Raw genomic sequence first — 12,052 nt, 5'->3', positions numbered from 1 at the left:
AAGTGTGCTGGCATAAAAAGTTCAAAATGACATGACAAAGACTCAGGAGTCGCAATGGAATTCAGCGTTAAAAGTGGTAGTCCAGAGAAACAGCGTAGCGCATGTATTGTTGTAGGTGTATACGAGCCACGCCGTCTCTCACCAATTGGTGAACAGCTGGATAAAATAAGCGAAGGCTATATCTCAAATTTACTTAGACGTGGTGATCTTGAAGGCAAACCAGGACAAGTTCTACTTCTTCATCATGTACCAAATGTACTCAGCGAACGCGTTTTGTTGGTGGGTTGTGGTAAGGAAAGAGAGCTCGACGATAAACAATACAAACAAATCATCTCTAAGACCATCAATACGTTAAATGAAACTGGCTCAATGGAAGCGGTATGTTTTCTGACCGAGCAACATGTTAAGGGCCGTGATACTTACTGGAAAGTTCGCCAAGCGGTCGAAACCACGCAAGATTGCCTGTATACCTTTAATCAACTAAAAAGCAAAAAGAGTGAGGCTAGACGCCCGCTACGTAAAATCGTCTTTAACGTACCAACGCGTCGTGAATTAACAATCGGTGAAAGCGCGATTGAGCACGGTCTTGCTATCGCAGCAGGTAGTAAGCTGTGTAAAGACGTTGCTAATATGCCGCCAAACATCTGCAACCCTCGTTATTTGGGCGAGCAAGCACAACAGTTGGTTGAAGACTTTGATAACGTTACCGTTAACCTTGTTGGCGAACAAGAAATGGAAGAGCTGGGTATGCACTCATACCTAGCGGTTGGCCGTGGCAGTCGCAACGAATCAGTGATGTCAGTTATCCACTATAACGGTGGTGACGAAGGCCAAGCACCAATCGTGTTTGTGGGTAAAGGCTTAACATTTGACTCAGGTGGTATTTCTATCAAACCTGGCGAAGCGATGGATGAAATGAAATACGACATGGGCGGAGCCGCGGGCGTGCTTGGCTTGATGCGAGCTGTCGTACAAATGCAACTGCCACTTAACGTGATTGGCGTTTTAGCTGGCTGCGAAAATATGCCTGGAGGCGATGCTTACCGTCCGGGCGATATTTTAACCACTATGTCCGGCCAGACCGTTGAAGTACTCAACACAGATGCCGAAGGCCGCTTAGTACTGTGCGATGCACTAACTTACGTTGAAGCATTCGAGCCTGAAACCGTTGTTGATGTTGCGACTTTAACGGGGGCATGTATTGTTGCGCTTGGTAGCCATGCAACAGGTTTATTATCGAACCATAACCCGCTTGCCCATGATTTGCTAAAAGCGTCAGAGCAAAGCGGCGACAGAGCGTGGCAACTACCGCTTTGGGATGATTATCAAGAACAACTTGAGAGCCCATTTGCAGACTTTACGAACTTAGGTGGTCGCGCAGCTGGCACAATTACAGCCGCGTGTTTCTTGTCTAAATTTACTAAAAAGTACAACTGGGCGCATTTAGACATCGCAGGTACAGCATGGCGCAGCGGCAAGAACAAAGGCGCTACAGGTCGTCCTGTGCCTATGCTGATGCAATACTTACTTAACCGCGCCAATATCACGGACGCGCAGCAAGACTAATAGTCTAGTCGCGATACTTAACAAGCATAAGTCGCGACATAAAGTCGCTGCTACACAAGGTTAATCCAAACCGTAGCAGCGGGTTTATCCCGCGACATGTAGCATCGGATTTATCCCGCGACATGTAGCAGCGGGTTTATCCCGCGACACGTAGCAGCAGGTTTATCCCGCGACATGATGTAGCAGCGGGTTTACCCCGCGACTATATCCCGCGCCAAATTAAGCCTACAAAGCAACTAAACCATCTCAGCAAGCGCGCCTCACCACTTGCCATATTTTATTCTTCTTCTCTTGGTTCTTGATTGATGGTATTGCCTTTATATGGCAGAATACAGGCTTATTTATGTGCATTTAAGTGGCGCTATAATTAGTTTTAAACTAAGCCGCGCATACTGATTTTCTTCGTCTACGCTATCACGGTAAACAAGATTACAGATATTGAGCAGCTGTGGAGCCTGTGGCAAACCTCAGTACTCCTCGCAATTGGTATTATTATCATGACTATCAAAGCGCGCTTTTACGTGTTAAAACAAAACGATGAGCCGGGGATTAGCGTTCCGGCTCATTTTGATCTGGCAGCACAAACTGCGGCGAGCTTATATCAAGCTGGACACCGTATCTTTGTTAACGTCGATAATACTGACGACGCTCATTTATTCGATGAGCACCTTTGGTGTTTTGACGCAGACAGGTTTGTGCCCCACAACTTACAAGGCGAAGGCCCCAAAGGCGGCGCACCAGTGGAAATTGGCACTATGCCTCCTGCTGCTCGTCGCCCCGTGCTGATTAATCTGGCTCGGGTCGTCCCTGACTTTATTCGTCGCTTTGAACAGGTGATAGACTTTGTGCCTGTTGAAGCCAGCGCTAAGCAAGCCGCACGAGAACGCTTTAAGCAACTTCGTGCACTTGGCGCAACAATTTCCACTGAAGACATTGAGAAATAGCATTTTTAGGGTTCTGTGTAATGGATAAAACCTACAATCCACAAGATATTGAACAGTCTTTGTATCAAGACTGGGAGTCAAATGGCTACTTTAAGCCATCAGGCAATGGTGACGCATACTCGATTATGATCCCACCGCCGAATGTCACAGGTAGTCTACACATGGGCCACGCGTTCCAAGACACTATCATGGACACTTTGATCCGCTATCAGCGTATGAAAGGCAAAAACACACTATGGCAAGTGGGTACCGACCACGCAGGTATCGCCACTCAGATGGTAGTTGAGCGTAAGCTTGCAGCTGAAGAAAGTAAATCACGCCATGATTTAGGCCGTGACGAATTCATCAATAAAATCTGGGAATGGAAAGAGCAATCAGGTGGCACAATCACCAAACAGTTACGCCGTTTAGGCGCGTCTGTAGATTGGGATAGAGAACGTTTTACGATGGATGACGGCTTGTCTGAAGCAGTAAAAGAAGTATTCGTTCGTCTATATCAAGATGACTTAATTTACCGTGGTAAGCGTCTAGTTAACTGGGATCCTAAATTACACACTGCAATTTCTGATTTAGAAGTTGAGAATAAAGACAAGCAGGGCCATATGTGGAATTTACGCTATCCACTTGCGGATGGCGTAACCACAAAAGATGGTAAAGACTACATTATCGTAGCAACCACTCGTCCAGAAACCATGCTTGGTGACACTGGCGTTGCGGTAAACCCGGATGATGAACGTTACCAAGACTTAATTGGCAAAGAAATTCTACTTCCTATCGTCAACCGTCGCATTCCTATCGTTGCCGATGAACATGCAGATATGGAAAAAGGCACGGGCTGCGTAAAAATCACGCCAGCACACGACTTTAACGATAACGAAGTTGGTAAGCGCCATGAGCTGCCAATGATCAACGTGTTCAACAAAGACGCGGCTGTTCTAAATACGGGTGAGTGCTTTACTTTTGATGGTAAACCACTTGAAGCGATGGATGCACCAATTCCAGAGCGTTTCCACGGCCTTGACCGTTTCGATGCGCGTAAGCAAATCGTTGACGAGTTTGAGCAGCTTGGTCTACTCGAGAAAATCGACGATCACAGTCTAACCGTTCCTTACGGCGACCGCTCTGGCGTAGTTATCGAGCCATTACTTACCGATCAGTGGTATGTTCGCGTTGCTCCTCTTGCTGAGCCTGCGGTAAAAGCGGTAGAAGATGGCGATATTCAATTTGTACCTAAGCAATACGAGAACATGTACTTCTCTTGGATGCGTGATGTTCAAGACTGGTGTATTTCCCGTCAACTTTGGTGGGGCCACAGGATCCCGGCATGGTATGACAGCGAAGGTAATGTATATGTTGGTCGTGACGAAGCAGAAGCTCGTCAAAACCATAACCTAGATGCGAGTGTAACGCTGACACAAGATGAAGACGTACTAGACACTTGGTTCTCTTCTGCACTGTGGACTTTCTCAACGTTAGGTTGGCCTGAAAACACGGAAGATCTAAAGGTATTCCACCCTTCAGATACCTTGGTTACTGGTTTCGATATTATCTTCTTCTGGGTAGCTCGCATGATCATGATGACCATGCATTTCATCAAAGATGAAGATGGTAAACCTCAAGTTCCATTTAAGACCGTTTATGTGACTGGCCTTATTCGCGACGAAAATGGCGATAAGATGTCTAAGTCAAAAGGTAACGTGTTAGATCCACTAGACATGATTGACGGTATCGATCTTGAGAGCCTAGTGACAAAACGTACTGGCAACATGATGCAGCCACAGCTTGCGGCAAAAATCGAGAAGAATACGCGCAAAACATTTGTCGATGGTATTGAAGCACACGGTACTGATGCATTGCGTTTCACTCTTGCAGCAATGGCATCAACGGGACGTGATATCAACTGGGATATGAACCGTCTTGAAGGGTACCGTAACTTCTGTAACAAGCTGTGGAATGCTAGCCGTTATGTATTGATGAACACAGAAGAACAAGACTGTGGCTTCAACGATAACGAAAAAGTGTATTCTCTAGCGGATCGTTGGATTTTAGGCCAATTCCAAAATACAGTTAAGGTGTTCTCTGAGCACTTAGATAACTATCGTTTTGACCTTGCGGCAAATACCATTTATGAGTTCACATGGAACCAATTCTGTGACTGGTATCTAGAGCTAACTAAGCCAATTCTATTTAAAGGCAATGAAGCGCAGCAACGTGGTACACGTCATACGCTTATCACCGTATTGGAAGGCTTACTTCGTTTGATGCACCCACTAATGCCTTATATCACAGAGACAATTTGGCAACGTGTAGCACCAATCGCAGGTGTCGAAGCGAAGACAATTATGCTTGAAGCGTTCCCAGTATTCGACGAAAGCAAAGTTGATGCGCAAGCGATGGCAGACCTTGAGTGGGTGAAGCAGTTTATTATTGCTATCCGTAACATTCGTGGTGAAATGGACATCAGTCCAAGCAAGCCGCTAAACGTGTTACTTACTGGTGCAAGCGAAGATGACAAACGTCGTCTAGAAGAAAACCAAGCTTTCTTAAGTGCTCTGGCAAAACTGGAAACGGTAGATTTGCTTGCAAGCAAAGACGAAGCACCAGCTTGTGCGACTGCGTTTATCGGCGACCTTGAAATCATGATCCCAATGGCAGGTCTGATTGATGTAGAAGCTGAACTTGCACGTATTGCCAAACAGCTTGAAAAAGCAGAAAAAGGTCTTGAGCAGGTCGAAAAGAAACTCGCAAACGAAAAGTTTGTAAGTAATGCGCCTGAAGCGGTACTTGCTAAAGAGAAAGCAAAATTAGCTGAGTTTAGCGATGCAAAAACGAAGCTACTTGAACAAAAAGCAAAGATAGAAAGCTTGTAATCGCTTTCTATCTTGGTTGGTTTTATACCACTGCAAAAATTAAAAAAGCCGCATATTGCGGCTTTTTCATTAACTGATTAAAGTATTACTGTTGCTCGAATAGGCTGTCGGTACTTAACCCTTCATGTTGTAAAATATCCTTCAAGCGTCTCAATGCCTCAACTTGAATTTGCCTTACACGCTCTCTCGTTAGCCCGATTTCGCGGCCAACATCTTCAAGCGTAGACGGCTCATAACCGAGCAGACCAAAGCGTCTCGCTAGCACTTCTCGCTGTTTTGGATTTAACTCTCCAAGCCAATCAACAATGTGCTTATTAATATCGTTGCTCTGCACTTCGGTTTCTGGACCACCGCCCTTTTCATCCGCGATTATATCGAGCAGTGCTTTGTCATTTTCACCACCAATAGGCGTATCAACCGAAGTGATCTTTTCGTTCAGACGCAGCATCTTGCTGACCTCTTCGACAGGTTTGTCGAGACATTCAGCGATTTCTTCTGCGGTAGGTTCATGATCCAACTTTTGCGTCAATTCACGTGCTGTACGTAGGTAAACGTTGAGCTCTTTGACAACATGAATTGGCAAACGAATGGTACGAGTTTGGTTCATGATAGCGCGTTCGATGGTTTGACGGATCCACCAAGTTGCATAAGTAGAAAATCTAAATCCACGTTCCGGATCAAACTTTTCTACAGCTCTTATCAGACCTAAGTTACCTTCTTCAATGAGGTCAAGTAATGCCAAACCACGGTTGTTATAACGACGAGCGATTTTAACCACTAATCTCAAGTTACTCTCTATCATCCGTTTACGTGAGGCTTCACACCCCTTTAACGCTTTACGCGCAAAGTAAACTTCTTCTTCTGCACTGAGCAGTGGGGAAAATCCAATTTCACCTAAATAGAGTTGAGTGGCATCTAAGTTTTTAACCACTTCTTCTTTGGCAAAAACTTCTTCGTCGTCTTCGAGGTCTTCAAGTAATTCGTCTTTCGGTTCGTCAATATTATCATCTTCGAGCTTGTCTAACTCAGGAGTAGATTTTGTAGGTAATTTTGCAGTGTGAGCCATAAGTATTCTCCCCAAGCGAATAAAAGTAAGGGTACTCGAACCAATCGATGTACTCGCATTACTTTATGGCAAGTATTTTGCCGGGTTTACAGCTTGACCTTTAAAACGGATCTCAAACCTAAGCGCCGTCTTAGAAGCATCTGTACTACCCATTTCGGCAATTTTTTCCCCAACTTTAACTTTTTGCTGTTCTCTGACGAGTAACTTAGCGTTGTGGGCATACGCACTTAGATAATCATCTGTATGTTTCAGAATGATTAAATTGCCATACCCACGCAACGCACTCCCTGCATATACAACTACACCGCCAGCAGCAGCCTTAACTGAAGTGCCCAGTTTATTTGAGATCTCCAATCCCTTATAACCATTCTCTTTAACAGAGAAGTGACGAGTCACCTTGCCTTCAGCAGGCCATTTCCATAGTACCTTATTATTATACAAAGCCTTGGTACTACTAGATTTTTGTGTGGCTTGTCTTTGAACATACTCTCGTTGATTTGGCTTATCAAGCTCTTTTTTGGAGGTTTTGTTACTTTTTTGTTTTAAAGACTGAGACTTGTGGTTTACTTTCGTGTATTTTATGTTCTTTTTGTTTTTATTTCTGGGATATTCTAGACGAATGATCTGATTGGGATAGATCGTGTACGGAGGCTTAATTTTATTGATTTTCGCAAGTGTTCTTACATCTTTGTTCGCGCTAAATGCAATTGCAAATAAAGTATCGCCTTTTTTTACTTTGTAACTGCTTCCGTTAATATTAATTTTATGTGACGAGGTGGTCTTACCAGAGTATAAAGTTGTTACAGGTGCAGGCGTATGATTCGACGAACAGGCAACAAGCAGGCCGCTTAAATAAATCGATATGATGACCTGAGACTTGCGCATTACTTATATTTTCCAGTGCTACTATCAACGACTATCATATCAATCTAACTTAATTTTGCTTGGTTTTCACATTCTACTGGAAAAATAGTTATATTTTATGGAGTTGTTTTTAAAACCAGCAAATTAACCGACTTCGCCAGCGATTAAAGGCACAAAGCGCACGGGAGCTAGAGCATGGCGAATAAACTGCTCACCTTGTTTAACAAATAACGTGAGTATTTGCTCTTCAATCCCAATTGGAATGACCATGGCACCGCCATCTTCTAGTTGCGTCAACAAATCATCTGGAACTGATTGTGCAGCGGCTGTAACAATGATCCCCGCAAAGGGCGCTTTTGAAGCCCAGCCCTTCCAACCGTCACCATGTTTCATGGTAACATTGTATAAATCCAGCAAATGCAGCCTTCTGCGCGCTTGCCACTGCAGCGACTTGATCCGCTCGATGCTAAAAACCTGTTCAAACACTTGTGCCAGTATGGCGGTCTGATAACCAGAGCCCGTCCCCACTTCCAAAATGCGCCCTTTAACACCCACTTGTTTTAACACTTCAGTCATTTTAGCGACGATAAAAGGTTGTGATATCGTTTGCCCTTGACCGATAGGAAGTGCAGTATTTTCATATGACTTATGTTTAAGCACTTCATCGACAAACAAGTGTCTAGGCGTGTTAGCGATGGCATTGAGTACCATTTTATCTTCTACGCCTTGCTGTGTTAGCAGTTCCACCAGCGCGTTGGCACTGCCCTGATAATTATTCAGCACATACGCCTCTTAAGATAACCAGCTCGCCACAGCATCTAAGCTCTCGTAAGCCGTCATATCCACCTTGAGCGGTGTGATAGCGGCATAACCATTGTTTACAGCATGAAAATCCGTGCCTTCACCAGCGTCACTTTCATGACCTAACGTGCCATACCAGTACACACTTCGGCCCCATGGGTCGATTTGTTCGGTCATGGTATCCGCTTTATGACGTGAGCCTAGTCGAGTGACTTTAATCCCTTTTAAGTCACTTAATGGAATATCAGGGACGTTGATATTAATGATTTGGTCTTTTGGTAGCGGGTGGTTTGCAAGCTTTTTAATGATCTCTACCGTGACATGCGCTGCAGTTTCGTAGTGGGCTTCATTTTTAGAGCAAAGAGAAACGGCAATCGCAGGCAAGCCCACATGTCGACCTTCAGTGGCCGCCGCAACAGTGCCAGAGTACAGCGTATCATCGCCAAGGTTAGCGCCATTGTTGATCCCTGCAACGACTAAATCCGGCAATTCATCCATCAGTTTGTTCACTCCAAGGTGAACACAGTCGGTGGGCGTGCCATTCACGGAGATAAAACCATTATCTAGCGTAGTCGCTCTGAGCGGGTTTAATAAGGTTAACGAGTTACTCGCACCGCTACAGTTTCTATCTGGACCAATGACGGTTACGTCCGCGATTTGTGATAACGCTTGATACAAGATAGCAATACCCTTGGCGTGAACACCATCGTCATTACTCAATAGGATCTTCATATTTCACCTCTTTTTCTTGTTAGACAATGAGTATCTCACTGCTGTATCGACTCTTCATGTTTATTAAACTTTTTACTGGCATCTTTATGATTAACAAGCTCTCTGAGCAGCGCCGTGGCAAAAGTTCCTTTTGGTAAACTGAATTCTAGGGTGAGCGTACTGTTGTCAGCCATACTCACTTTAAGTGCTTCGGGTATTAATCTAAGCGCTCTACGCTCATTTTTCATCCCAAATTCAGCCAACCCTTCGTGCCATTTAGCGAAAGGAGCCAACCATTCACGCTCTTGCGGCAACAAGCCCTTTTCACCTTTGCCAACCAATGGCGCCGAAAGCAAAATGTCGCCATTCAGTAACCGTTCGATGAGCTCGCAATCAATTTCTGAATCAAAAAAGGCGTTACTACCGCTCAGTAAAAAGATTTCACGATGCCAAGTCGTTGCCAAACCATGCTCTGCCACGCGGCGACTGACGACTTCGTTAAACAGATGAGAGCGGGCGGCTGAAAGCACCAGCCCTCTGAGCTTTTTATCGCGGATCTTTTCGCCGTCAAATAACCTATCTGCCATGGCTAAGTTGTGGCCATCATGACCAAAACGTTGTTCTCCAAAATAATTAGGAACCCCTTGGCGTACGGCATTAATACGCGACAGAATATCAAGTGGAGCAGTCACGTTTCTGAGGGTAATGGCAAAGCGATTGCCCTTATGACAGCCTGTTTTTAACTTTCGATTGTGCCGTATTTGTTGCACCACAAAAATAGAGTCACTATTTAATGCACTAAAATCTACCGACTTTTTAATTGGCACCGGCACACTAAACCACTGCGTACATACGCCGTGTCTGTCTTTAATTCCTGCATAACTGACATCTCGCGGTGAAATTTGAGCAAATTCTGCAAGCTTTTTAGCGACAAATGCAGTGTTTTCTCCCTTTTTTATGATCTGCAAGCAAACGTGCTCACCTTCGCCAGTAAAAGGAATATCTAAAATTTCTTCGACTCTAAAGTCTTCTGGTTGTGACTTATAATCGCCATCAGATAACGGTTTGCCGTAAAGATAATTTAGTGTCTTCATGCTTTTACCAATAGCACCACAGCATGGCTTGAGATCCCTTCCTTACGTCCCTCAAAACCCAGCTTTTCAGTAGTGGTTGCTTTAACATTAACTTGCTCCAGCTGCGCTTCACAGTCGTTTGCGATTTTACCGCGCATCGCATCAATATGTGGTCGCATTTTTGGTGCTTGCGCGACAATCGTGATATCGATATTGCCTATTTGATAGCCAAGCGCTTTCACTTGTTCCATCACGCGGCGTAATAAAATACGACTGTCGATATTTTCAAATTCACTCGCGGTATCAGGAAAGTGCTTACCAATATCTCCCAGCGCAAGCGCTCCCAACAAGGCATCACACAATGCATGAATTGCCACATCACCATCGGAGTGAGCAATAAACCCCTGTTCGTAAGGAATTTTTTCCCCACAAATCGTCAATGGGCCAGCTCCACCAAATTTATGAACATCAAATCCGTGGCCAATTCTAATCATGCTGTTTACCTTGTTGTTGAATTATAAACTCCGCCAGAGGTAAATCCTCCGGCGTTGTGATCTTAATGTTATCTGTACGCGCGGCAATGAGTTGGACTGGCTGATTTTGTAATTCCATCGCTGATGCTTCATCTGTGATATTTGCACCTTGAGAAAGTCCAAGCTCCAGCGCAGCCAATAACTCTTCATACCTAAACATTTGAGGCGTAAAAGCCTGCCATAACGACGCTCTAGGTACGGTCTCCTGTACCAACTCCGCACCGCGTTTGATGGTATCTTTAACCTTGGCAGCCAGTATGCCACCTTGCTGTTGATCTATACATTGTAAAATCAGCTGATGAATATCGTCCAGCGCAACTAAAGGTCGAGCCGCATCATGAACTAACACCCAGTCAGGGCAACTTGGTGCTAACGCTTTTAGCGCCAATAAAACGGAGTCGGCACGTTCTTGTCCACCTTCACAGTAGCTAAAACGGCTATCAGGTAGTAACGCCGATGAAAAATATCCATCTTCTTTGGAAACGGCAACCATAAATTGATTGACGCACTCAAGTCCGGCTAGTTTTTCCAGTGTATGTACTAAGATCGGTTTACCTAATAGTGGAATATATTGTTTAGGCATCTGCGCCTGCATACGACTGCCAACCCCAGCTGCGGGGATGACGACTGCAAGTTTATCGTTTCTTTTCATGAGGTACTTTCGGTAATACACGGATAAAAGTTTCGCCAGGCTTAATCATGCCAAGCTCATGACGAGCGCGCTCCTCAACACCTTCAAGGCCGAGTTTTAAATCTTCGATATCCGCTTTTAATAGTTTATTTCGTTTACTGAGGTTGGCATTGGTTTCTTGGTGCGATTTAACCACGGATTTTATCCGAGTGTAGTCCTCCACGCCGTTGTGGCCGAACCAAAGTCTGTACTGAATAAATAGCGCTAAAACCAACAGCGCTAACTGAAAAAATCGCATTGCTTAATCCAAACTTCTGTTTTTTGAGTCGATTAGGATCGTTGACTCGTTTTTGTTTTTTGTACTTGTGGCCAATTGATTGCACTGGCAAGTAGCATTTCCCTTAGCGTCAGCCTTCGTGGTACTACCGCCTTGCCAAAATACCAAGTATGGCCACAACAGGCAGCTGTCATTAACGCTTTCGTCGGTTTTAGCAGTTGTACACGCGCTTCATCACTTGCTTGTAAGCTATTGCCACTAACACTAAACCAGCCAAATTGGTTGCAGTGCAATTTGTCAGCTTCACCCACTTGGTCAACACTGTCGAGCCTCACGGTTGTCCCCGTCGAGTCTGCATATAGCACGGGAACCACTAGCCCCACTTTCACCTTAGTAGTAAAAAATGCTGCGTTGGCAGCGTCATCACATTTAGGCTGTGATTTTTGCTTTGCTAACCAACATCCATTGAAACTATCTAGCTCAAGCGGGACATCACCATGAATAATATGTGTGGCCGCGCGCTCAACATAATACGGCAGGCTGTTTAACAAACGCTGAAGGCGAGTATGATCGGAGAGTTCAGCAAGTTTCGGCAACTCTCTGGCATAAAATACGTTTACAAGCTCGGCAAATACAAGGCGAGATGCTTCGTCATACCAGATTGTATTTTGCTGTTGCTCCAAAACGCCTCCCGTCAATGCAATCTACTTTAGTAG

12 protein-coding genes are annotated in these 12,052 nt (G+C 44.7%); 3 read left to right on the top strand and 9 right to left on the bottom strand.

Annotation, left to right across the window (positions count from 1 at the left end; translation table 11 throughout):
- Nucleotides 1–54: 54 nt before the first annotated feature.
- From pepA to PNC201_RS03295, 3 genes are all read left to right on the top strand, one after another.
- Nucleotides 55–1,566 (top strand): leucyl aminopeptidase, encoded by a 1,512-nt coding sequence (pepA, locus tag PNC201_RS03305; protein WP_010605633.1) that lies wholly within the window; start codon nt 55–57, stop codon nt 1,564–1,566.
- A gap of 497 nt (nt 1,567–2,063) precedes the next feature.
- Complete coding sequence (locus tag PNC201_RS03300; RefSeq protein WP_010377414.1) at nt 2,064–2,510, top strand: DNA polymerase III subunit chi; 447 nt, start codon at nt 2,064–2,066, stop codon at nt 2,508–2,510.
- A 20-nt stretch (nt 2,511–2,530) separates the two neighbouring features.
- The gene (locus tag PNC201_RS03295) at nt 2,531–5,380 is read left to right on the top strand and encodes a valine--tRNA ligase (protein WP_102056160.1); all 2,850 of its coding nucleotides are present in this window, start codon (nt 2,531–2,533) and stop codon (nt 5,378–5,380) included.
- 85 nt (nt 5,381–5,465) lie between these two features.
- Here PNC201_RS03295 and rpoS read toward each other — a convergent pair whose 3' ends face one another.
- From rpoS to PNC201_RS03250, 9 genes are all read right to left on the bottom strand, one after another.
- On the bottom strand, nt 5,466–6,446 hold the full coding sequence (gene rpoS, locus PNC201_RS03290) for an RNA polymerase sigma factor RpoS (protein WP_010605635.1): 981 nt from the start codon (nt 6,444–6,446) through the stop codon (nt 5,466–5,468).
- Nucleotides 6,447–6,509: 63 nt separating this feature from the next.
- Nucleotides 6,510–7,331: a peptidoglycan DD-metalloendopeptidase family protein gene (locus PNC201_RS03285; RefSeq protein WP_102056159.1), complete on the bottom strand. Its 822-nt coding sequence runs from the start codon at nt 7,329–7,331 to the stop codon at nt 6,510–6,512.
- A 123-nt stretch (nt 7,332–7,454) separates the two neighbouring features.
- Nucleotides 7,455–8,093 carry a protein-L-isoaspartate(D-aspartate) O-methyltransferase gene (locus PNC201_RS03280; protein WP_010605637.1) on the bottom strand — a complete coding sequence of 213 codons (639 nt, stop codon included), beginning with the start codon at nt 8,091–8,093 and terminating at the stop codon, nt 7,455–7,457.
- A gap of 9 nt (nt 8,094–8,102) precedes the next feature.
- On the bottom strand, nt 8,103–8,843 hold the full coding sequence (gene surE, locus PNC201_RS03275) for a 5'/3'-nucleotidase SurE (protein WP_010377409.1): 741 nt from the start codon (nt 8,841–8,843) through the stop codon (nt 8,103–8,105).
- A gap of 35 nt (nt 8,844–8,878) precedes the next feature.
- On the bottom strand, nt 8,879–9,916 hold the full coding sequence (truD, locus tag PNC201_RS03270; RefSeq protein ID WP_010605638.1) for a tRNA pseudouridine(13) synthase TruD: 1,038 nt from the start codon (nt 9,914–9,916) through the stop codon (nt 8,879–8,881).
- The gene (gene ispF, locus PNC201_RS03265) at nt 9,913–10,389 is read right to left on the bottom strand and encodes a 2-C-methyl-D-erythritol 2,4-cyclodiphosphate synthase (RefSeq protein WP_102056158.1); all 477 of its coding nucleotides are present in this window, start codon (nt 10,387–10,389) and stop codon (nt 9,913–9,915) included. The genes truD and ispF overlap by 4 nt, the downstream gene beginning before the upstream one ends.
- On the bottom strand, nt 10,382–11,080 hold the full coding sequence (gene ispD / locus PNC201_RS03260) for a 2-C-methyl-D-erythritol 4-phosphate cytidylyltransferase (protein ID WP_102056157.1): 699 nt from the start codon (nt 11,078–11,080) through the stop codon (nt 10,382–10,384). Before ispD ends, ispF begins: the two co-directional genes overlap by 8 nt.
- Entirely contained in the window at nt 11,064–11,357 is a 294-nt protein-coding gene (gene ftsB / locus PNC201_RS03255; RefSeq protein ID WP_010605642.1) for a cell division protein FtsB, read from the bottom strand. Before ftsB ends, ispD begins: the two co-directional genes overlap by 17 nt.
- A 32-nt stretch (nt 11,358–11,389) precedes the next feature.
- Nucleotides 11,390–12,034: a hypothetical protein gene (locus tag PNC201_RS03250; RefSeq protein ID WP_199539680.1), complete on the bottom strand. Its 645-nt coding sequence runs from the start codon at nt 12,032–12,034 to the stop codon at nt 11,390–11,392.
- Nucleotides 12,035–12,052: the final 18 nt, after the last annotated feature.

This window comes from Pseudoalteromonas sp. NC201 (genome assembly GCF_002850255.1).
GTDB lineage: Bacteria > Pseudomonadota > Gammaproteobacteria > Enterobacterales > Alteromonadaceae > Pseudoalteromonas.
The sequence above is the reverse complement of the archived record's forward strand: the minus strand, read 5'-3'. Positions and strand labels throughout refer to the sequence as shown.

Coding starts and splice junctions, on each gene's coding strand:
- pepA (WP_010605633.1), top strand. CDS start 55: ATGGAATTCAGCGTTAAAAGTGGTAGTCCAGAGAAACAGCGTAGCGCA.
- PNC201_RS03300 (WP_010377414.1), top strand. CDS start 2,064: ATGACTATCAAAGCGCGCTTTTACGTGTTAAAACAAAACGATGAGCCG.
- PNC201_RS03295 (WP_102056160.1), top strand. CDS start 2,531: ATGGATAAAACCTACAATCCACAAGATATTGAACAGTCTTTGTATCAA.
- rpoS (WP_010605635.1), bottom strand. CDS start 6,446: ATGGCTCACACTGCAAAATTACCTACAAAATCTACTCCTGAGTTAGAC.
- PNC201_RS03285 (WP_102056159.1), bottom strand. CDS start 7,331: ATGCGCAAGTCTCAGGTCATCATATCGATTTATTTAAGCGGCCTGCTT.
- surE (WP_010377409.1), bottom strand. CDS start 8,843: ATGAAGATCCTATTGAGTAATGACGATGGTGTTCACGCCAAGGGTATT.
- truD (WP_010605638.1), bottom strand. CDS start 9,916: ATGAAGACACTAAATTATCTTTACGGCAAACCGTTATCTGATGGCGAT.
- ispF (WP_102056158.1), bottom strand. CDS start 10,389: ATGATTAGAATTGGCCACGGATTTGATGTTCATAAATTTGGTGGAGCT.
- ispD (WP_102056157.1), bottom strand. CDS start 11,080: ATGAAAAGAAACGATAAACTTGCAGTCGTCATCCCCGCAGCTGGGGTT.
- ftsB (WP_010605642.1), bottom strand. CDS start 11,357: ATGCGATTTTTTCAGTTAGCGCTGTTGGTTTTAGCGCTATTTATTCAG.